Annotated in this window: 21 protein-coding genes; 18 read left to right on the top strand and 3 right to left on the bottom strand. The window is 47.7% G+C overall.

From position 1 onward, the window contains the following. Positions 1–287 precede the first annotated feature (287 nt). Positions 288–2,687 carry a DUF3987 domain-containing protein gene (locus BQ7394_RS13645; RefSeq protein ID WP_075557940.1) on the bottom strand — a complete coding sequence of 800 codons (2,400 nt, stop codon included), beginning with the start codon at positions 2,685–2,687 and terminating at the stop codon, positions 288–290. Between the two features lie 35 nt (positions 2,688–2,722). Continuing rightward, positions 2,723–2,947, bottom strand: coding sequence for a DUF4248 domain-containing protein (locus tag BQ7394_RS13640; protein ID WP_075557939.1), 225 nt, complete (start codon positions 2,945–2,947; stop codon positions 2,723–2,725). A 379-nt stretch (positions 2,948–3,326) separates the two neighbouring features. On the opposite strand from BQ7394_RS13640, the gene BQ7394_RS13635 reads away from it, so the two are divergent. From BQ7394_RS13635 to BQ7394_RS13625, 4 genes are all read left to right on the top strand, one after another. Continuing rightward, entirely contained in the window at positions 3,327–3,785 is a 459-nt protein-coding gene (locus BQ7394_RS13635) for an HU family DNA-binding protein (RefSeq protein ID WP_075557938.1), read from the top strand. Between the two features lie 17 nt (positions 3,786–3,802). Continuing rightward, complete coding sequence (locus BQ7394_RS13630; protein ID WP_075557937.1) at positions 3,803–4,270, top strand: glucosaminidase domain-containing protein; 468 nt, start codon at positions 3,803–3,805, stop codon at positions 4,268–4,270. A 35-nt stretch (positions 4,271–4,305) separates the two neighbouring features. After that, entirely contained in the window at positions 4,306–4,473 is a 168-nt protein-coding gene (locus BQ7394_RS25995; protein WP_165359875.1) for a hypothetical protein, read from the top strand. A gap of 165 nt (positions 4,474–4,638) precedes the next feature. Then, the gene (locus BQ7394_RS13625; RefSeq protein WP_075557936.1) at positions 4,639–5,364 is read left to right on the top strand and encodes a tyrosine-protein phosphatase; all 726 of its coding nucleotides are present in this window, start codon (positions 4,639–4,641) and stop codon (positions 5,362–5,364) included. Here BQ7394_RS13625 and BQ7394_RS13620 read toward each other — a convergent pair whose 3' ends face one another. Then, positions 5,365–6,846 (bottom strand): cobyric acid synthase, encoded by a 1,482-nt coding sequence (locus tag BQ7394_RS13620; protein WP_075560026.1) that lies wholly within the window; start codon positions 6,844–6,846, stop codon positions 5,365–5,367. 93 nt (positions 6,847–6,939) lie between these two features. Between BQ7394_RS13620 and BQ7394_RS13615 the strand changes: the two genes are divergently transcribed. From BQ7394_RS13615 to BQ7394_RS13550, 14 genes are all read left to right on the top strand, one after another. After that, a complete protein-coding gene (locus BQ7394_RS13615; protein WP_075557935.1) occupies positions 6,940–8,058 on the top strand; it encodes an acyltransferase family protein in 1,119 nt (372 codons plus the stop codon). Positions 8,059–8,070: 12 nt separating this feature from the next. Further along, entirely contained in the window at positions 8,071–9,204 is a 1,134-nt protein-coding gene (locus BQ7394_RS13610) for an acyltransferase family protein (RefSeq protein WP_075557934.1), read from the top strand. Between the two features lie 28 nt (positions 9,205–9,232). Beyond that, positions 9,233–10,435, top strand: coding sequence for an L-serine ammonia-lyase (locus BQ7394_RS13605; RefSeq protein ID WP_075557933.1), 1,203 nt, complete (start codon positions 9,233–9,235; stop codon positions 10,433–10,435). Positions 10,436–10,501: 66 nt separating this feature from the next. Then, positions 10,502–11,446, top strand: a complete 945-nt coding sequence (locus tag BQ7394_RS13600; RefSeq protein ID WP_235848834.1) for a glycoside hydrolase family 43 protein — start codon at positions 10,502–10,504, stop codon at positions 11,444–11,446. Positions 11,447–11,596: 150 nt separating this feature from the next. Next, a complete protein-coding gene (locus tag BQ7394_RS13595; protein ID WP_075557932.1) occupies positions 11,597–12,250 on the top strand; it encodes a TetR/AcrR family transcriptional regulator in 654 nt (217 codons plus the stop codon). Continuing rightward, complete coding sequence (locus BQ7394_RS13590; protein ID WP_075557931.1) at positions 12,247–13,539, top strand: TolC family protein; 1,293 nt, start codon at positions 12,247–12,249, stop codon at positions 13,537–13,539. Before BQ7394_RS13595 ends, BQ7394_RS13590 begins: the two co-directional genes overlap by 4 nt. A gap of 24 nt (positions 13,540–13,563) precedes the next feature. Next, positions 13,564–14,466, top strand: coding sequence for an HlyD family secretion protein (locus BQ7394_RS13585; protein ID WP_075560024.1), 903 nt, complete (start codon positions 13,564–13,566; stop codon positions 14,464–14,466). A 20-nt stretch (positions 14,467–14,486) separates the two neighbouring features. Next, positions 14,487–15,392, top strand: coding sequence for an ABC transporter ATP-binding protein (locus tag BQ7394_RS13580; RefSeq protein WP_075557930.1), 906 nt, complete (start codon positions 14,487–14,489; stop codon positions 15,390–15,392). Between the two features lie 399 nt (positions 15,393–15,791). Further along, positions 15,792–16,526 (top strand): ABC transporter ATP-binding protein, encoded by a 735-nt coding sequence (locus BQ7394_RS13575; RefSeq protein ID WP_075560023.1) that lies wholly within the window; start codon positions 15,792–15,794, stop codon positions 16,524–16,526. A gap of 1 nt (position 16,527) precedes the next feature. Further along, positions 16,528–17,643, top strand: coding sequence for an ABC transporter permease (locus BQ7394_RS13570; RefSeq protein ID WP_075557929.1), 1,116 nt, complete (start codon positions 16,528–16,530; stop codon positions 17,641–17,643). A 9-nt stretch (positions 17,644–17,652) separates the two neighbouring features. Further along, the gene (locus BQ7394_RS13565; RefSeq protein ID WP_075557928.1) at positions 17,653–18,750 is read left to right on the top strand and encodes an ABC transporter permease; all 1,098 of its coding nucleotides are present in this window, start codon (positions 17,653–17,655) and stop codon (positions 18,748–18,750) included. Positions 18,751–18,885: 135 nt separating this feature from the next. Next, complete coding sequence (locus tag BQ7394_RS13560) at positions 18,886–19,695, top strand: IclR family transcriptional regulator (protein WP_075557927.1); 810 nt, start codon at positions 18,886–18,888, stop codon at positions 19,693–19,695. A 6-nt stretch (positions 19,696–19,701) separates the two neighbouring features. Then, entirely contained in the window at positions 19,702–21,477 is a 1,776-nt protein-coding gene (locus BQ7394_RS13555) for a YncE family protein (RefSeq protein WP_075557926.1), read from the top strand. Between the two features lie 14 nt (positions 21,478–21,491). Next, positions 21,492–22,586, top strand: coding sequence for a chorismate transformation FkbO/Hyg5 family protein (locus BQ7394_RS13550; RefSeq protein ID WP_075557925.1), 1,095 nt, complete (start codon positions 21,492–21,494; stop codon positions 22,584–22,586). Positions 22,587–22,624: the final 38 nt, after the last annotated feature.

Below are 22,624 nucleotides of genomic sequence, written 5' to 3'. Positions count from 1 at the left end.
TGAAAAACAAGAGAAAACAAGATTATCAAAGTTTATGTCCGATAAATTTGAATATAAAAATATAACCCGTAACTTTGTGACAAATTAAAACGAACGTTTAATCTAGTCATTCCCTGATATATCTTTTAGTAAAATACTTGCGGCTTTATCTGATAATACTTATGTTTTTTGTCCGAAATACTTAGTCTTTTTATATTGAATACTTCTTATTTATGACATTTGTTTCGCATTTTGTATTTCAAAAGTTTGCCACATTCGCCATTTATGCCACTAAAGTTATTTCATTTTCAACTACCATACTTTGTTATCTTTTTCAGGTATTTCCCGACTGATAATCTGCTGATTATCCCTTCATGTATCCATTTTCCCAAATGACGGTCGATGGTTCTTTCGGGGATTCCCCGGGACATGCCGAGTGCCTTGGCTTCGGAGGTGCGGAAGGTGGCGGGGAGGTCGTTGAAGAATGTTTCGTAAATATTGGGATCGCTGGGTGGAGTGAAATCGGCATCGTGCTTTAACATCGTACCTAATGTGAGCATGTGCTGCTGAAACATAAGGACGAACATCATGGCAATATCGAAGTCTATGTCTGAAACGACCTGTTCATCCAACGTGCTCTGTCGCTCCACTTTGCGCAGGGCGGTGAGAAACATGCTGATACAGAAATGAGTACGTCCCAGGCGGTGTACCACGCTCAGGCGGTCTTCGTTGCCGAACAACCGGGCCTGTTCCGACATGCGGGAGAAACGGTGGTTCATGCGGTTACGCTGTTGCTCGGTGTAACGTACGAAGGTCGGGTTATTGTCGAGGTAGATGCCGGCTTCGAGGATGGCGGCGCCTACCTTTGCATAATAACGGTCGGCATGTATGTTGTCGTCTTCGCTGGTCAGGAGTTTCCATTTCGGAGCCTCGTTGAAGGTGTAAGCCAGGAAACGGCTGAAAAGACCATCGTCGGCCGAAGGGATGAGCCGTACGAACTGCCCGAAGGTTCCGCTCGTGAGCAGTCCCATTAGCGGACGGTTGCAACTCACTGTTCCGCCGGAAATGGATGACCGGTCGATCATTTCCTGATGGGCGATCTGGTTGAGCAGGTAGGTGTATTTGCCGTGATCGTTGTGGATGGCTTCGATCAGGATACCGATTTCCGATTCTTGCATCAGTCCGGGATAATGTTCGTTGGCACTCAGTTGTTTCACCAGCTTGGCCTGGGTGATGGTTCCGGCAATTTTTAGTTCCATTTGGACGACTTCGTCAGGGCGGGTGAGCATGACCGGCTTTCCGGTTTTCTTGCTTCGTGCCGCAGCCAGTTCGTAGGCCTCTATCTCTTCCTTGTTTTTCTTGACGTACGAAGCTGATTTCGAACGGACGTAATAGTGCCAGGGTTGGAGCAGTTGGTACATGCCGTTGAGCACTCCCTTGCCGGAGCCGGCACGTGCCACGACATAGAGGTAGAGCATCGGGGCGACAGAATCGCCATGATAGTTACCTTTCACACGGGGCATCACGGTGGAGATCATAGCCAGTGCGGCGACGATTGCCATATCCCGCTGGCGTCCTTCGAGACCGGGGCGTATCATGTCCCGCAACAGGGTCGGGGCGGCATTGAAAAGAGCCTGGTCTACGTAGGATAGCTCGGGAGTAACGTGTTGATTGGTACTTATATCCGCTTCGTTTTCGGCAGGTGGATACTTTCCGGTATCTTTAGTGGCGAAAGTGGCGGGAATGGCGAACTTTTTCTCGTTCAGGGCCTTGTTTTCGCGCCGGTTCGTCCCATGTTCTGCCCGTGCCTTGCCGTAAACGGAGGCGATGGTCTTGGCGATTTCCTTCGCATCGAAATCGGGCTCGGCATAACGGCGCACGCATTCATTTTCCACGGCCTGCTGTCCGAAGCCGGCGCGGTTCAGGCAGAAGGCGAGGCTGACCAGCCGGGCATGGCGTTGTCCTTTTACCCAACTGTTTCCGAGGTCTGCCTGATCCAGATAGAGATCCAGCCGCTCCGTTTCCGTCAATGGCTCCATTTCTGTCGCCGTCTTTTTCTCACAGTGTGTGGAGTAGCTTTTCCCCTCTCGAGAGGGGGTAGGGGGTGTGTCAACGGCAGGACCAGGATATGTGTCAACGGCCGCTTCCATCCTGAACGTCTCCGCCTCCGGATTGTAATAGCAGTCCGCATCCCAGCAAACCAAACTTGTCCGTGTGATATCGGTGCATCCCCTGTCTACCGCTTCTCCCAAAGTCGTTTCAACAATATCATACAATGCCAGGCAGGTTTCCAGATGATGTGTGGTATCCGTTTCCACCCGGAAGATCAGGTGTACGCCGCCGCCCCGTGCACTGACATAAGCCAGTGCCAGCCAGGGAAAGCCTTTGCTTCGTTCCATGTATTCGGCAACGGGTGTCTTCATGCCGTCAACGTCCACCAGTACGTAGCCGGTATGTTCGCCAGCCTGTTCCGTCAGTCTTTCACCGGGAAACAGTGCCGAAACGGCAATGGCGGGCAGTTGCAGTTTCGTTCGTTTGGCTTCCTGGTGACGGCCTTCGGCACTTAGCCGACGGATCTCTTTAGTAATAAACTGAAGATAGTTGCCTTTAATAAATGCATCGAGCCAGCCGAGTGTCACTCTCTTTTCTTCCCTGGTCTTGTAAAGACTGCCATACCAGGAGAATTCCTGTTTTTTGTTTTGTTTCATAAGTAATACACTAAAGTTGTAAACTGTTGGGTTCACTAAGGTTCACCCAGATGATTGACAATGCACATTGCTTGTTTGGGCGTGAGTAGTTTCTGCCCCGGTTTCCAGTCCAGGGCGATTAGTTTCTCTTTGAGGTTTCCCGAAAGCCTGATCCATCGTGTCAGCTTCTCACTGGCCGTCTTGGGTGTCGATCCGGGGAAATAACACAGGGCCAGTTCGTAAAATGCCCACACACGGCAGTAATTTTGCTTTTCTTCCATGGTTCTAATTGTATTGATTTACAGATGTAAGGTAGCTATTTAATCTGAAAAAAACAAATGTTTATGTGTTGAAAATCATGTTTTGTTTGTGATTTTTTACAATAAATGTGTAAAGAAACAAGGCAGCTTCATTTGAGGTTGCCTTGTTTGCTTTATATAATAGTTTTGTCTCCGTTGCTAATATGACATCGGATTACTCTATCCTGTTTTATCCTTAAATATCCCATTACACACTCCTGTACCTGACTATGGCCGTCCCGGCGCCTTACCGTGTCGTATCTTTGTAATGTAATCAAATATGAGGCCTTCTATACATATATATATGATTACATCTGTCGCTTGTCAACTAATTAAAACACTAACCCTTAAATTTAAAATTATGTCAGTAAGGTACAAACTGGTCTTACGTAAAGACCTGTCGAAAGATGCTCCTGCGGGAGCACAGAAGTATTATGCATCCGTCAACAACAATGGTACGCTGCCTTTCAAGCAGATGTGTCAGTCGATCGCCGCCTATTCGACGGCTTCGCCCGGTGATGTGAAAGTGGTGTTGGACGGCTTGATGTTTTTCATGAAAGACGCCCTGTTGCGCGGTGAGATCGTGCAGATGGGGGATGTCGGGAATTTCCAGATCAATGTGGGCAGTAGGGGGGTGGCTACTGCCAAGGAATTTAAAGCCGCCCTGATTCGTAAGCCCCGTATCGTATTCCGTCCGGGTGTCGAATTGAAGGAGATTCTCGACAAAGTGAGTTTCGAACGTATCGATGCGGAAACCGGTTCTTCTACCGGAGGCAACGAAGGAGAAGGGGGGGAAGACGACCGCCCTGTGATCGAGTAACAGTAAATCGTAAAGCTATGGTTGCACAACAAATCAATTTCGTAAGAAACCTCCTGCCGGCGGCCGTGTCGGCAGGAGCAGCTTTTAACATGAATCCGGTGGCTATCCTTTCGCAGGCGGCCTTTGAGAGCGGGTGGGGAACCAGCGACCTGTCGAGAAACAGCCGTAACTTCTTTGGCCTGACTGCCTACGGAGCTGCCAACGAGTATTGGCATGGCGGGAAAACGACCGTAAAGGCCGCCGATTATGCGATGGACTTCCGCCGTTACGATACGTGCGAGAACTCTTTCCTCGATTTCGCCCGACTGATCCGTAACAACTACCGTTCCGCCTGGTTGGTGAGCAACGACATCGCCGCCTATGCCAAAGAGATAGCCTACAGCCCCTACATCAGCGAACTCAATGGCGACGACCGCGAGGTTTACCGATGTAGCCTGGTCAGTATCGAGCGGACAATCCGGGCGGTGATGGCGATTATTCAGTGATAGGTTAAATTATTCATTCTAATAAACATTTTCTTATGTCCAAATTCAAACGAATCATCGAATTTATCCTGGCTTTGCTTAATTTTTTGTTTCACTTTAAACCTGTACCGGATGATGAAACACCCGATGTTGCCGAGTCTTATCCGAGTCCTGTGCCGCCTGCTTCGGCGAGGGCTGATCCTTTGTTTGAAACTATCCCTTAGGATAGGTATCAGATAGTAACCTGCTCCCGCTGCCAGTGGCTTGTCCTGTACGGACGGCTACGGGCGGCGGGTTTTGTCGTTTGTGGGGGAGGGAAGGGAGTTCGATTTGGAAATCGCTGTACTTTGTAGTACCTTTGATGGTTATTTTTTCAATACAGATATATTATGAACGCATTCCTCTCTGATTTATTTACCCGGAAAAAGCCTCTGTGGCCGGGCATGACCGATGTCCATACGCATTTGCTACCGGGTGTAGATGATGGGTTTTCGTCGGAAGAAGAGAGTCTCGATATGCTCTCGTTCCTGGGTACATGCGGGGTGAAACACCTTTTTCTGACGCCGCATATAATGGCTGATCTGGCAAAGAACCGGAGCACATATCTCCAGGAGAGGTTCGACCTTTTCCGCGGTAATTGTACGGGTATAGACATCGACCTTCGTCTGGCTGCCGAGTATATGCTGGACGAATGTTTTTACGACCGCATGAACGAAGGGTTGCTGTCGTATGACGGAAAGCACGTATTGGTGGAAGTCTCCTTTATGCAGGCCCCCAGCGATCTGTTTGAGAAACTGTATGATTTGCAACTGAACGGGTATATCCCGGTCCTGGCTCATCCGGAACGTTTCGGTTTCTGGAATATGAATGAGTTGTTGAAACTAAAAGAGCACGGATGCAAATTCCAATTGAACCTTTTCTCCCTGGCCGGCTTCTACGGGCCGTTACCTCATAAGACTGCCTCTTCTCTATTGAAGAAAGGTTGTTATGATTTCGTCGGAACCGATATCCATTCCCTCAATTACCGCAGTCTCTACGACTCCCTCAAACTCAAAAAAGACCAATTTGAGGCGGTGAAAAAACTGATGCAGGGGAATGAAATGTTGTGGGAGTGATTACAGCGTACTGTAAATATACTCCATATCCACATGCCCCCGTACCAGATCCGCCAGTTTTTCATATTGTTCTTCTTTGAAAGCGGCATAATCGAAAGGAGCGGCGTCAGCTTCTTTGTCGAAGCCTTCCGCCAGGCAATCCAATACAACGGGGTTATCCAGTATGCCGTGCATGTAGCTCCCCCAGCAACGGTTGTCGAGGTAATATCCGTCCAGTCGTCCGTCTTCGAGGCGGGCCACGGGACTTTCCGGAGCGTTGCCTAAAAGGGTGGTGTGTCCCATATGTATTTCGTATCCCCGGCAGGTAGAGTCGTTACCCGGAAGGAAAGTGAATGTGCTTTGCTTCGTGACTTTCTCCTGTTCGATCACCGTGCATTGCGGAAGTAATCCGAGTCCCGGAACCGCAGGCAGGTTACCTTCTATCCCTTCCGGATCTTCCAGGCGGGCACCCATCATCTGGTAGCCGCCGCAGATACCGATCACCTTCTTCCCTTTCTTGTAGGCCCGCACGATTGCATCGGCAATGCCGTTGGCGCGGATGCTTTGCAGATCCGACAATGTGTTTTTGGAACCGGGCAGGAGGATGATATCCGCTTTCTCCACTTCGTCGATATTGCTTGTGTAGTAAGGATTGAAGCGAGGGTCCATGTCCAATACGTCGAAGTCGGTGAAGTTGGACATACGTTTCAACAGGACGATCGCCACGTTGATCTTGCCTTCCTGCCAGGTGTTGGTTTTCATATCCAGGGCAACCGAGTCCTCTTCCTCTATCTTGATATCGCGGAACCAGGGAATGACGCCGACCACCGGGATACCCGTCAGCTCTTTCAATATCGCGCGTCCTTCTTCAAACAACGAGGCATCGCCACGGAATTTATTGATGATGATCCCTTTCATCTGTGCCCGTTCCTCCGGCCTGAGCAGTGCGATGGTGCCGTAAACGGAACCGAATACGCCTCCGCGGTCGATATCGGCCACCAGATAAGTGGAGGCATTCGCCTGAATGGCCATGCGCATATTGGTGATGTCGCGGTCGCGGAGGTTCAGCTCCGAGATACTTCCCGCACCTTCCAATACGATCGGGTTGTAGCGCGACTCCAGGCGTTTGAAAGAGGCGATGGCTTCCCTGAATAACTCTTCTTTCCGGTTCTGAATGCCGAAATAGTCTTTGGCAGACATGTTGCCGACCGGCCGGCCGTTCAATACGACCTGCGAACTTTTATCGTTGGTCGGCTTCAGCAGAACCGGGTTCATATCTGTATGCGGAGCGATACCGCATGCTTCGGCCTGCACCACCTGGGCACGGCCCATCTCGCCGCCTTCGGGGGTAGAGTAGGAGTTGAGCGACATATTCTGCGCCTTGAAAGGAGCAGGTCGGTATCCGTCTTGCTTGAAGATACGGCAGAAGGCTGCGTTGATCACACTTTTTCCCGCATCGGAACAAGTGCCAACGAACATGATCGGTTTCAGGTGTTGTTTTATCATGGCTGCAAAACTAATGAAAAAGCAGGATAGTTTTATTACATTATTTCTTATATTTGCATTCCTTACATTCTAATTTCTAATTTTGATACAATGGAAAAACAAAAACAACTCCAGCGGCTCCAATCGCTGGATGCCTTGCGGGGATTTGATATGTTCTTTATCATGGGAGGCGGCTCTCTCTTCATCGCACTGGCCACCCTGATCCCGACTCCTTTCTTTCAATCGGTAGCAGACCAGATGCATCATGCACGGTGGGGCGCCGGATTTACGTTCGAGGATATTATCTTCCCTCTGTTCCTGTTCATTGCCGGGATCTCTTTCCCCTTTTCCCTGGCCAAACAGCGGGAGCGCGGAATGCCGGAGGCGGCCATCTACAAGAAAATTATCCGCAGGGGGATTACCCTGGTCATCCTGGGCTGTGTCTACAACGGCCTGTTGAACTTCGACTTCGAGACACAACGTTATGCCAGTGTGTTGGCACGTATCGGTCTGGCCTGGATGTTCGGGGCCCTGATCTTTGTAAATACACGGACGGTTACGCGGGTGTGGATCGTGGTTGCGATCCTGGTCGGTTATTGGTTGTTGTTGGCTTTTGTCCCGGCTCCCGACGGGAACGGAACGGACGTATTCACCCGTGAAGGTTGCCTGGCCTGCTACATCGACCGGTTGTTATTGCCGGGACGTTTGCATGGCGGAAACTATGATCCCGAAGGTATCCTGTCTACCTTGCCGGCTATCGGAACGGCGTTGCTGGGGATGTTCACCGGAGAGTTTATCAAGCTGCAAAAGAAAGAGCTGACGGAGACGAAGAAGGTTCTCTATATGTTATGTGCGGGAGCTGTCCTATTGGTGATCGGATTGCTGTGGGGATTGTTTTTCCCGATCAATAAGTATTTGTGGACGAGCTCGTTCGTTTGTACTGTCGGTGGTATTTCCATGTTGTTGTTTGCCTTGTTCTATTATATCGTGGATGTGAAGGGGATAAAAGGCTGGACGCCTTTCTTTACAGTGATCGGTATGAATTCTATTACTATTTACCTGGCCCAGGAGTTTGTCAATTTCACTTTTACAGCGAATGCCATCTTCGGCGGACTGATCGGACTGACACCGGAAGCGGCTCAACCTCTGTTCGGGGCGATCGCCTATATCGCTGTCTGTTGGGGCTTCCTTTATTTCCTCTATCGTCAACGTATTTTCTTAAAAGTCTAAAATAATTATCAAATGGAAAAAACTACTTATAAGCGGCTGGAGTCGCTTGACGCCCTTCGCGGTTTCGATCTTTTCTTTCTGGTGGCTTTAGGCCCGTTGGCACATTCACTGGCCCGTGCGGCCGATGTGGAATGGTTGCACAGTAGTATGTGGCTATTTAGCCATGAAGCCTGGGTGGGCTTTTCTCCCTGGGATTTGATCATGCCGTTATTCCTGTTTATGTCGGGGGCGTCTATGCCGTTTGCCTTATCCCGTTTTAAAGGAGTTTCCGACAAGAAAGCTCTTTTCCGACGGTTGGGTAAACGTATCCTGTTGCTTTGGATATTCGGTATGATGTGCCAGGGTAACCTGCTCGGCCTCGATCCGGATCGTATCTATTTATATTCGAATACGTTGCAGTCTATTGCGGCGGGATACCTGATCACTGCCGTATTGTTTCTTTATGCAAGTCGTCGTACACAGATCGGTGTGGCGGTCGCCTTATTGCTTGTTTACTGGGCTGCGATGCAGTTTATCACGGTCGGCAGTTACGGAGGCGGTAATTATACACCCGAAGGAAACCTGGCGGAATGGGTAGACCGTGCCGTGCTGGGACGTTTCCGGGATGGAGCAAAAGTGGTGGATGGCGAAGTGGTCTTTTCTCCGGGGTATCATTATACCTGGATACTGAGCAGTTTGAACTTCGGTGTAACCGTATTGACCGGATTGTTTGCCGGCTATATTGCCAAGGATAAAACGAGCGATGTGTATAAACTGAAATGGTATTTCGGGGCCGGAGCAGCTATGGTGGCAGCCGGATGGTTATGGGGATTGCAGATGCCGGTTATTAAAACGATATGGACAAGTTCTATGGTACTGGTCAGCAGCGGTTACTGTTTCCTGTTGATGGGATTGTTCTATTATCTGATCGATTATAAGGGATATAATAAAAATATTACCTGGTTGAAAGTGTACGGAATGAACTCTATCGTGGCGTATATGCTGGCTAATGTCGTTAATTTCAGCTGTTTGGGCGAGTCCTTGTTTTATGGGTTTCAGCAATATATGGGGAATTATTATTCCTTTTTGATTAGCTTGTCAAACATATTGGTTATTTATGTAATTTTGTGGTGGCTTTATAAACGTAATATATTTCTTAAAGTTTAAAAACACAAAAAACAGGAGAAACTGAAAAATGGAATCTATCAAACAGATATACCGGATCGGCCATGGCCCGTCGAGTAGCCACACGATGGGGCCGATACGTGCTTCGCGGATGTTTTTGGAACGCAACCAACAGGCTGCACGTTTCAATGTAACGTTGTATGGTAGCCTGGCTGCTACCGGAAAGGGTCACATGACGGATGCCGGCATTCTGGAAGTGCTGCAACCCGTGGCTCCGACGAATATTACTTGGGAACCTAAAACATTCCTGCCGTTCCACCCGAACGGGATGCTGTTTGAGTCGTTCAACGATAAAGACGAGAGGCTGGAAGCATGGACAGTTTACAGTATCGGTGGCGGTACGCTTGCCAACGAGACTTTTAACGAGTTGAAGACTGCCAAAGTCTACGAAATGAGTACCATCAAGGATATTCAGGCTTGGTGCGAAAAGACAGGACATTCTTACTGGGAGTATGTGGAGCAATGCGAAGGCCCGCAGATATGGGATTATCTGGCCGAGGTATGGGAAGTGATGCAACAGGCTGTGCTCAACGGTTTGGAAGCAGAAGGTATCCTGCCGGGTGGCCTGGGTATACGCCGTAAGGCTTCCGACTACCTGATCCGTGCCAAAGGATACGGCAGCAGCATCAAAAGCCGCGGCATGGTATACGCTTTTGCTTTGGCCGTCTCCGAAGAGAATGCTAGTGGGGGAAGGATCGTGACGGCCCCTACCTGCGGCTCCTGTGGCGTGTTGCCGGCTGTATTGTATCACCTGAAAGATACCCGCGACTTCCGCGATTCGCGTATCCTGCGTGCTTTGGCTACTGCCGGACTGTTCGGTAATGTGGTCCGTACGAATGCATCGGTATCCGGTGCTGAAGTTGGTTGCCAGGGTGAGGTGGGAGTAGCCTGTGCAATGGCTGCGGCCGCTGCCAGCCAGTTGTTCGGTGGAACACCCGCACAGATCGAGTATGCTGCTGAGATGGGGTTGGAACATCACCTGGGCCTGACTTGCGACCCGGTTTGCGGATTGGTACAGATACCTTGCATCGAGCGTAATGCATTTGCTGCCGCACGTGCACTGGATGCGAATACCTTCTCGAACTTCTCTGACGGTAAACACCGGGTGAGCTTCGACCAGGTAGTGGAAGTGATGCGTCAGACGGGTAACGACCTGCCCAGTCTGTATAAGGAAACTTCCGAAGGTGGTCTGGCCAAGAAGTACGGAGACTAAGACTATTTTATAAATCTAATGTATATGAATAAAAGTTGTGTTATTGCTGTTTGTGCCGCTGCCCTGATGTCGGCTTGCGGACAACAGAAACAGCAGTCTAAAGAGGTGGCGATGAGCGGCAACCCTGTGTTTGAAAAATGGTATGCCGATCCCGAAGGTATTATCTATGATGATACTTATTGGATTTACCCCACCTGGAGTGATCTATACGAGAATCAGACTTTCTTCGACTGTTTCTCTTCTAAAGACCTGGTGAACTGGACGAAGCATTCTTCCATCCTGGATACGACCGAGGTGAAATGGGCGAAGCGTGCCATGTGGGCGCCGTCTGTCATCAGTAAGGATGGGAAGTATTATTTCTTCTTTAGTGCGAACGATGTGCACGAAGGTGAAATAGGCGGTATCGGTGTTGCTGTCAGCGACCGGCCGGAAGGTCCGTACAAGGACTTACTGGGTAAACCGTTGATCAACGAAATTGTGAACGGGGCACAGCCTATCGACCAGTTCGTTTATAAGGATGGCGATAACTATTATATGTATTATGGCGGTTGGGGACATTGCAACGTAGTACAGTTGAATGACGACTTTACCGGACTGGTGCCGTTTGAAGACGGAACTATCTATAAGGAAATAACGCCGGAGAACTACGTGGAAGGCCCGTTCATGTTGAAGAAGGATGGAAAATACTACTTTATGTGGAGCGAAGGCGGCTGGGGCGGCCCCGACTATTGTGTCGCTTATGCGATTGCCGATTCTCCTTTCGGACCGTTTAACCGGATAGCCAAGATTCTCGAGCAGGATTCGACGGTAGCGACCAGTGCAGGCCATCATTCCATTATGCATGTGCCGAATTCGGAAGATTATTATATCGTTTACCATCGCCGTCCGCTGAACGATACGGGACGCGACCATAGGGCGACTTGTATCGATAAGATGACTTTCGACAAGAACGGATATATCAATCCTGTAAAGATGACCTTCGAAGGTGTAGCGGAAAGAAAGATAAAATAAGCTTTCCTTCATTGTATAAAAGATATTAAAATAAGGGTGCAGTAGTTGCATCCTTATTTTTTTATACTACTTTTGACATATCTGTCAAACAATAATGTCAGACATAATAGACAGACAGTGGTGACAAATGAAGTAAAAACAAGATATACAATGAGTACAGAAGAAGTAAACACGATGGAAGAACGTATCCTGGAAGCAGCCAAGCAAGTCTTTGTGATGAAAGGATATGAAGCGACCAAGATGGGTGACGTGGCTACCGAAGCCGGTATCGGACGTACCGCCTTACATTATTATTATCGAACCAAAGAGATGTTGTTCGATGCAATCTTCGACCAGTTGATAGATGCGTTGCTTCCCAACCTGGGAGCGATCATCGATGAACATACTTCTTTTATGGAGAAGTTGCCTAAAATTATCGACCAATATGTAAAGACATTACAGCGAAACCCTTTATTCCCGATTTTTGTTATTAATGAATTACAGCGTGCGCCGGAGCATATCTATCATTCTATCCTGAAGAACCCCGGACGGGTGGAACCGATTGTTCGTATGCGCCAGCAAATGGAGGACGAGATGGAGAAAGGGCTGATGAAGAAACTTCCGGTATATTATATTGCAACAACATTGATAAGCCTGCTGGTTTTTCCCATGTTGGTGAGAAACCCGTTTACGGCTGTTTTTATGGAAGGGGATACTGATAAATACGAAGCTTTTTTACAGGAACGTATCCCGTTCGTTACCGATATAATGATCCGGTTGTTGAGTCCGGATAATAATACACCGAATAAACAGATACCTCAATGAAACGGATTTACATGATCTTATTCTTATGCTTTCCCCTGCTGTCGGGGATTGCGAAAGGGCAGGAGACGGTTACACTGGCACAATGTTATGAATGGGCCCGTGCCAACTATCCCCAGATACGCCAGTATGGACTGATCGGACAGACGGAGCAATACAACCTGTCGAACGCAGGAAAAGGATGGTTGCCCCAACTGACAGTAAATGCGAAAGCAACCTATCAGAGTGAAGTAACCCAGCTTCCTTTCGACACTGAAAAACTGTCGGCTGTTATGCCGGGACTCGATATCCCGACCTTAAGTAAAGACCAGTATCAGGTACTGGCCGAGGTGAACCAGAATATATGGGATGGCGGAACTATCCATACCACCCGGCAACTGACGAAAGCGCAGGCCGCCGCAGACCGGGAACAATTGGAAAGCGATCTTTATACCTTGAACGACCGCGTGAACCAGCTTTATTTCGGTTGTCTGCTCCAGGAAGAACTGATCCGCCAGAATGCATTGCTTCAAAAAGAGTTGCAAATCAATATCGACCGGATAACGGCGATGATGGAAAACGGCGTGGCCAACCAGTCAGATTGCGAAAGTATGGAGGTGGAATTATTGAATGCCCGCCAGAAGGAGATCGAATTGAAAGCATCGCGGGTGGCTTTTGGCAGGATGTTGAGTGCATTGATTGGGAAGCCTTATGATAAAGATAGGGTATTGGAGATTCCTGCTGTGCCGGGTAATCCGTTGTCGGCTGAGATCGATCGCCCCGAACTGCGGGCACTGGATGCCAGAAGCCGTTTATTGGAGGTTCAGAACAAACAGATCACCAGTGGCCTGATGCCTCGCATCGGTGCATTCGTGCAGGGAGGATACGGTCGGCCGGGGTTGAATATGTTGGAGGATAGCTTTAATCCCTTCTATATTGCAGGTGTACGCCTTTCCTGGAATATGGGTAAGCTATATACCTTGAAGAACGACCGCCGTAAGGTGTCGACCAATCTTCAACAAATAGAAGTTCAGCGTGAAACATTCCTGTTCAATACCTCGCTGCAACTGATGCAACAGAATACGGAGATACAGAAGATGGCCGACCTGATGAAGGCGGATGATGAAATAATCCGACTGCGTACCAGCATCAAGAATGCTGCGGAAGTGAAGTTGGCGAACGGCGTGATTTCTGTCACCGACCTGATCCGAGAGATCAATGCGGAAGACCTGGCTAAACAGTCTGCCGCCGCCCACCGTATCCAGCACCTGAATGCTGTCTATAATTATATGTACACGACAAACAACGAATAATCAGAATTAATCATGAAAGAGAATATGAAACGACTGGCTTCTTTTGCAATTATCACGACAGGGTTGTTCTGTCTGGCTGCATGTAACAGGGGAGACAATAACTTCGATGCCACCGGAACCTTTGAGGCGACCGAAATACTGGTATCGTCCGAAGCTAACGGAAAGATCATGGAACTGAATATAGAGGAGGGCGACCGCCTCGATGCCGGAGCTATGTTAGGCTATGTGGATAGTACGCAATTGTATCTGAAGAAGATGCAGTTGGCTGCCGGCTTGCGTTCCGTAGACGTACGTAAACCGGATATCCGTAAACAGATCGCCGCCCTCGAACAACAGATCGCTACCGCCCGTACCGAGCAGCAGCGTATGGAGAACCTGGTTAAAGCCAAGGCCGGCAACCAAAAGCAGGTAGACGATATCGTAAACAATATCAAATATTTGCAGAAACAACTGGATGCACAATATTCGACCCTGAACAAAACGACCGGAGGTGCCGACGCGGAAGCCGAAAGCATCCTTTACCAGATTATGCAATTGGACGACCAGTTGCAGAAAAGCCGGATCGTAAATCCTCAGGCCGGAACTGTCCTGGTGAAGTATGCCGAACCAGGCGAAGTGACGGCTGCCGGTAAGCCTTTATATAAAATAGCGGATACCGACCTGCTCTATCTCCGTGCCTATATCACGGCCGACCAGCTTTCTACATTGAAACAGGGACAGGCTGTCCGTGTCTTTGCCGACTATGGCGAAAGCGACCGCCGGGAGTATCCGGGCACTATCACTTGGATATCGGATAAGTCGGAGTTTACCCCGAAAGGCATCCAGACCAAAGACGAACGGGCCAATCTGGTCTATGCCATCAAGATCGCCGTGAAGAATGACGGCTATCTGAAGATCGGGCAGTACGGGGAAACGGTGTTTAATTGAGAATAGAGAATAGGAAACTAATGGGTACGAACGAAGTAAAAATAGACAGTATATCCAAGAACTACGGCGACGTGGAGGCCTTGCAGGATATCACCCTCGATATTCATTCCGGAGAACTCTTCGGACTGATCGGACCTGACGGTGCCGGTAAGACTTCTTTGTTCCGTATACTGACTACCTTGTTGCTGGCAGATAAAGGGACGGCGACGGTTTGCGGTCTGGATGTAGTGCGCGATTATAAGAAGATCCGTACGATAGTTGGTTATATGCCGGGACGCTTTTCGCTCTACCAGGATCTGTCCGTCGAGGAGAACCTGAATTTCTTTGCAACCGTATTCAATACGACAGTAAAAGAAAACTATGAACTGGTGCGCGACATCTATGTGCAGATCGAACCGTTCAAGAAACGGAAAGCCGGAAAGCTATCGGGAGGGATGAAGCAGAAGCTGGCATTGTGCTGTGCCCTGATCCATCGCCCGGAAGTACTTTTCCTGGATGAGCCGACGACCGGTGTCGATCCTGTATCCCGTGTGGAGTTCTGGGATATGCTGGATCGCCTGAAGAAGCAGGGGATAACGATCCTTGTCTCTACGCCTTACATGGATGAAGCCTCCCGTTGCGACCGTATCGCATTGATGCGTTCCGGCCGGTGCTTGTCCGTCGATACACCAGTAGGCATCCGTTCCTCCTTCGGCAGGCAGTTGTGGACTGTGCGTTCGTCGGCTATGTATAGGCTGTTGGTCGACCTTCGGGCTTTTTCCAGCACCTATTCCTGTTATGCCTTTGGGGATGCGCATCATCTGACATTGAAAGAGGATGGCGGTGAGATGGATGCCCTGAAACAGTATCTGAAAGGAAAAGGATATACCGACGTGACGATAGAATCGGTGGAGCCGAGCGTGGAAGATTGCTTCATGGCATTATGATTAGAAAAAGGTTTCACCTTTTTCAGTTGACAAGTGACAGTTGACAAGTGACAGTTGGGCTTCGCGATCGGAACTAGAAAAAGGTGAGTTTTTTTATGAGGCTCCGACTCATGCCGCAGGCTCTCTTTTGCCGTCGGTTTTTAACCGACGGATAGATTAAATGCTCCGGCTTTGCCGGATCCTCTGTGGGTTTTAACCCCTTTCTTCATATAGGAAAGAAGCCCCGTTAATAAAGGGGCTTAAGCCCACAAAGGAAGAGGCTTTGCCTCCTGTCTTTTATCTCCGTCAGCTGAAGCAGACGGCAAAAGAGAGCCTGCGGCATGGGGCTTTGCCCCATAAAAGACAATGAGACAAATAGGCTCAAAACTGACAAAATATGAACTTTCATATAAATATATAATGAACGTAATAGAAACAAACAACCTGACCAAGCGCTTCGGAACCTTTACGGCGGTAGATCGTATCAGTTTTGAGGTAGGCGAGGGGGAGATCTTCGGTTTCCTCGGAGCTAATGGTGCCGGGAAAACAACGGCCATGCGTATGCTGTGCGGCCTGTCTAACCCGACTTCCGGTGAAGCCCGTGTCGCAGGTTTCGATGTATATAAGGAGACCGAACAGATCAAACGGCATATCGGCTATATGAGTCAGAAGTTTTCCCTCTATGGCGATCTGAAAGTGTGGGAGAATATCCGTCTGTTTGGAGGTATTTACGGTCTGCCGAAGAAAAAGCTAGCCGCCAAGACGGACGAACTGCTTGCGGTATTGAATCTGGAAGCCGAACGGAATACACTTGTCGATGCCTTACCTTTGGGTTGGAAGCAGAAGTTGGCTTTCTCCGTCGCCATCATTCACGAACCCCGTATCGTATTCCTGGATGAACCCACCGGAGGAGTCGACCCCGTCACCCGCCGTCAGTTCTGGGAGTTGATCTATCAGGCGGCTGAACGGCATATCACTGTATTTGTGACCACCCATTATATGGATGAAGCTGAATATTGCAACCGTGTCTCCATTATGGTGGATGGAAAGATCGAGGCACTCGATAGCCCGGCTGCACTGAAAGCTACTTTCAAAGCCGATAATATGAACGAAGTCTTTCATGCCCTGGCACGGAAGGCCAAACGAGGTGAATAGTATGAAACAGTTTCTATCTTTTATACGTAAAGAATTTTATCACATTTTCCGTGACAAGCGGACTATGATGATCCTGCTGGCGATGCCTATTATCCTGATTATCCTGTTCGGTTATGCGATTACCACTGAAATAAAAAGCGTACCTATCGCCATATTCGATCAGAGTCGGGATGAAGTGAGCAGAAAAATTACTGAACATTTGGGTGCAAGTGAGTATTTTAACCTGTATAAGATGATCGATAGCGAAGAAGAAGCCCAGTCCCTGTTTAAACAAGGCAAAGTGAAGTTGGCTATTATTTTCCCCGTTCAGTATGCATCGACTCCGGATGCATCCGTTCAGTTACTGGCAGATGCGACCGATCCGAATGAGGCAACACAGCTGACATCTTATGCAACGGCTGTTATCGCTTCAGCCAAAGCCGAAATACAAGGCAAATTATTGCAACCCTCGGGTGGTGGCGGATTGTCTCAGGCCGGGATTGTCCCGGTAGTTCATCTCCTGTATAACCCGATGATGAAAGGAGCCTATAACTTCGTGCCCGGTGTGATGGGGTTGATCCTGATCCTGATCTGTGCCCTGATGACTTCGGTCGGTATCGTAAAGGAAAAAGAGATGGGGACAATGGAAATATTACTGGTTTCTCCCATGAAACCAATTTACATAATTTTAGCTAAAGCAGCTCCCTATCTATTGCTTAGTATTGTGAATATCGCCACCATTCTCTGCCTGTCTTACTTCCTGTTGGAAGTGCCGATAGCGGGCAGTCTGACGCTGTTGTTTTCCATCTCCATACTGTATGCATTGGTTTCTCTTTGTCTTGGACTATTGATCTCCACGATAGCCGACACACAACAGGCTGCTATGCTGATCAGTGCTATGGTATTGATGCTTCCTGTGATCCTGCTTAGCGGCATGGTATTCCCGATAGAGAATATGCCCGATATACTGCAATGGCTCTCGAATATAGTACCTGCCAAATGGTATATCATCGCCGTAAAGGATGTGATGATAAAAGGACTTGGAGCGGGTGCGATCGTGAAAGAGATCGGTGTCCTGCTCTTGATGGTAGTTTTATTGGTAATCCTTAGTGTAAAGCGTTTTAAGACCCGTTTATGATAGAAAGTTATGAGAACATTACGATATTTACTTGAAAAGGAATTCAAACAGATCAAACGTGACCGGTTCTTACCCCGGATCATCTTCCTGGTTCCGTTGATGCAGCTGATTATCCTGCCTTTTGCGGCAAACTTTGAAATGCGTAATATCAATCTGGGGGTGATAGATAACGATCATACGGTCTTATCCACCCAGTTGACGGAGAAAATACTTTCGTCCGGCTATTTCCGTCTGACGAATGTTTCTTCCAGTTACGACCAGGCAATCGGCTCCATAGAGAGCAACGAGGCTGACGTGTTGCTGGAAATACCAGTCAACTTTGAAAAGGATCTGGGACGCGAAGGGCAGGCCGAAGTATTGGTTGCCGCCAACGCCGTAAACGGAACGAAAGGCGGGATGGGAAGCTCTTACCTGTCCCAGATCATTCAGGACTTTAACCGGGAGAAAGGTTTTACTTCCGGTTCGGCTCTCAGTGGCGGCATTCGCTCCACGAATCTGTTTAACCCGCATCTGAATTATAAGAACTATATGGTTCCCGGTATCATGGTCTTTCTGCTTACGATTATCGGAGGTTTTCTTTCAGCGCTGAATATTGTCAGTGAAAAGGAAAAAGGGACTATCGAACAGATAAACGTAACGCCTGTCCCTAAAACCTTGTTCCTGCTCTCTAAATTGATACCTTTCTGGATTATCGGCTTGATATTACTGACTATCGGTGCGCTTGTGGCCTGGATAATATATGGTTTGGTACCGATAGGAAATATGGGTGTTATTTATTTGTTTGCTGCTGTCTATCTGATCGCTTTTACCGGTTTCGGGTTGGCTATCTCGTCAATATCATCCACCCAGCAGCAAGCCATGTTTACTGCTTTTTTCTTTTTGATTATTTTTGCATTGCTAAGCGGGCTTTTTACACCGATCAGCAGTATGCCGCAATGGGCACAGAATATAACCTTGTTCAATCCAGTCCGTTATTTTGTGGAAACAATGCGTATGGTTTACCTGAAAGGAAGTACATTTTCAGACTTGAGCGGACATTTTATTATAGTTTGTCTTTTTGCTGTTTTATTTAATGTGCTGGCGGTTGTAAGTTACAGGAAAAAATAAACCAAACAGGTTTAAAAATAAAACTTTGACCTTTTATATGCTTTACAGCATACTTAACCAAATTTTACACAGATCATAGCTGTTTTTAACGCGACTCTTTTATATTTGATTCAAATCTGAAACAATATTTCAAATATGGAAAGCGTTATTCCAAATATGGAAAAAGGAGAAGAGAATTATAAGGTGCCTAATCTTGAAAAGGGGATTGCGGTGCTTGAATATCTTTCGCTCCGCCCACAGGGTGAGACGCTGCAGGATATTAAGAGTAAGTTGGATATCTCACAAACAACTGCTTACCGTATTTTGAATACATTGGTTCGTTTGGATTATCTTAACTATAATGAGGATACGAAGCGTTATAAGTTATCGAGAAAATTGCTAACTTTGGGTTTCAGATCGTTGAATGAACATAATTTACTGGAAACAGTTTTGCCTCGTTTGCGTGAGTTGCGCGATAAAGTGGGGGAGACTGCCTGTTTTGGTGTACTAGGAAATGAAAAGGGTATTTTTATCGAGCAGGCACAGGGACATCATACGTTCCGCTTCGTTCTGTCGCCGGGGAAACCTTTTGAATTGCACTGCTCAGCACCGGGAAAAGCTATCATGGCCTATCTGCCGAATACGGTTCGCGACCGTTATTTGTCGTATATGACTTTCGTAAAGTATAATTCCCGAACAATAACTACACGTGAAGCCTATTTGGAGGAACTGGAAAAAGTTCGTAAGGTAGGTTATGCTATGGATAATGAAGAAGAGCTAAACGGAGTGATTTGTGTAGGCGCTCCTATTTTTAACTATACAGGTTACCCTTGTGGAGCTATTTGGATATCCGGTCCTAAAGACCGGTTGACAAATGAGATATTTCGTTCGACGGTCGCTAATATTAAGGAGGTAGTACAATCTATCTCTGCTGAGTTAGGATATAGTAAGAACACAAAAAAATAACATACCATGAACACACGGAAATACATGTTTAAAAGCTCATTGGTGGCTTGTTTTGTCAGTTGTTGCATCTCCTTTGCTTCAGCTGACAACCCACCATTTTTCACCACAGACATCAAGCTGAATGATAAGGGAGAAATGCTTCTGACGGAAAAAGGCTTGAAACGGGTGGATATTTTCTCTGCCGATGGTAAGCAATTATTACGCTCTTATCCTATGGACGAAACACCGACAGGTATCCTTGTCGATGGGGATAAGGCTTATGTAACAACTTTCGAGAATACGGGGAAGTTGCAGATTTTACTGTTGGAATCGGGTAGGATAGAGGCGGCTATACCGACAGGTTCGGGAGCCTGCCATCCGATGTTCGGACCGGACAAGAAGACTGTTTATGTTTGCAACCAGTTCGATAACAGCGTATCGGAGATCGATCCGGTCAATCATAAAGTGTTGCGTACGGTGAAAGTACTTCGTGAGCCGAAGTCGGCTGTATTCAGCAAAGACGGTAAATATATGTATGTTACTAACTTCCTTCCGGCACAACGGGCCGACCTGGATTATGTTGCAGCTTGTGTTTCCGTTATCGAGATGGATGGTTTTACCAAAGTGAAAGATATTCAACTGGCTAACGGTAGTAATGCATTGCGTGGTATCTGTATCACTCCGGATGGTAAGTACGTTTATGTTTCCCATAACCTGGGACGTTTTACCGTACCGACTTCACAATTACAGCAGGGTTGGATGAATACCAGTGCTTTCAGTGTGATCGATACCGACAAGCAGGAATTTGTGGGTGCTGTGGTTGTAGATGAACCAGAAAGGGGAGCTGCGGGAATCTGGAGTATTGATTGTAATGAAGAGTCTATCTTTATTTCTCATTCGGGAACCCATGAGATAAGTGTGATCGATCATCCTGCATTACGCGAAAAGTTTGAGAATTATCCTAATAAAGCGATGTTGGATTATGACCTGAACTTCCTCTATGGTATCCGCGAACGTGTTCCTTTGCAGGGTAACGGTCCCCGTACTATGGTGCTGACAGCCGATAAGCTGATCCTTCCGACCTATTTTGCGGACGTACTGAACGTCGTAGATATCAATACCCGTGAGGTAACTGCTACCGAACTGAACCCGGGACGTACGGAGTCTGACATCAATAAAGGAGAGAAATATTTCAACGATGCCTCTCATTGTTTCCAGAACTGGCAGAGTTGTAACGGTTGTCACCCGGGAGACGCCCGTACGGACGGTATGAACTGGGACTTGATGAACGACGGTGTGGGTAACTCCAAGAACTGTAAAAGTTTGTTGTTTAGCCATGTTACACCTCCCAATATGATTTCCGGTATCCGTGCTTCTGCCGAAGTCGCAGTACGTGCGGGTTATAACTTCATCCAGTTCTTTGATATAACTGAAGACGATGCTCTGTGCGTAGATAATTATCTGATGTCATTGCGTCCGGTGCCCAGTCCTTACCTGGTGAATGGCGAATTGTCCGATAAAGCGAAAGAAGGACGTAAAGTGTTCGAAAAATTGGGTTGCGGCGATTGCCACAGCGGGCCTTATTATACGGATATGAAAATGCACCGTATCGGTGAAGATATTGAATTTGAAAAGGGATGGGACACTCCGACGTTAAGGGAGGTATGGCGTACAGCTCCGTATCTTTTCGACGGACGTGCCGCTACAATGGAAGAAGTGTTCGAAGTGCATAAGCACGGTATCGACAAGAAAGTTTCCAAAAAAGATATTGAGGCCTTAACTGAATATGTTAACTCACTCTAAGTAAGGAGGAATCGATGAATTATTGCGATAAGATAGAATACAACATTTACACTACTGAAAAAGCGGAATTTGGAAAGATGGTTGATAAGCTGCTTGCCCAGCTTCCGCAGAATGAACAAATATTCAGGCTAGCCTTTTTCGGTATGCCGAGTGATAACGAACAGTATGTTTCACGCCGTATATTGCTGCGTGAAAAGGTTCGTAAGTATTATGGGAATCATGAGCCGGTATTGAGCTATGTGTCTCAACCGCCGTTGAACGGAGGACTGATCCTTGAAGCCCATACATATACTCCCGATGCGGGAGATCATATTACGTATAAACATATCGGAACGTTCCCGTATGTTATACTGGAAAATGGTAGCGGCCGTTTTCTGTTTGCCGGAGGTTTCCATGGCGACGTTATAAATTTTGGTATCGAGGTACAATCGAAGGAAGTATTCCAATTGGTGTCCGACTTGATGCGGAGAGAGGGTTTCCCGATCAACAGTATCATCCGTCAGTGGAATTATATCGAACAGATCACTAAATTCGATGGTGACGACCAGCATTACCAGATATTTAATAACTCCCGTAGTGAGTATTATGCCAAGACGACCTGGGAGAACGGTTATCCTGCAGCGACAGGTATCGGTGCAAACCTGGGTGGTGTACTGGTTGATCTGGATGCAGCCGTATTCTCGAACCCGGATTGCTTTGCGACTCCGATCGATAATAAATTGCAGATTGCTGCACACGCTTACTCGGAAGGAGTGCTGGAAGCGGCTAACTGTAAAAAGACAACTCCGAAGTTTGAACGTGCAAAGAGTATGACCTTCGGCGACCGTGAGTTGATCTATATCTCCGGGACGGCAGCCATCCGCGGTGAAGAAAGCTTGATCGGAGTAGGGTTGGGGCGTCAGCTCCATATCACGATGGAGAATATTGCCGAACTGATCGGTGAAGCAAAACTGAAAATGCTCCGGGTGTATCTGAAAGACAAGTCATTCTATGAGGAAGCAGAAAGACTGTTGAATGACTACAAGTTGAATATCCCCATCTCCTATATGTGGGCGGATGTTTGCAGGGATGAATTACTAATAGAGATTGAAGGGATTGCAGTGTTATGATGACCTCTGCCGGATCATGTTGACCGTTTGACGAAAGA

This window comes from Parabacteroides timonensis (genome assembly GCF_900128505.1).
GTDB classification, from domain to species: Bacteria; Bacteroidota; Bacteroidia; order Bacteroidales; family Tannerellaceae; genus Parabacteroides; species Parabacteroides timonensis.
This window is presented reverse-complemented; position numbering and strand designations above follow the sequence as displayed.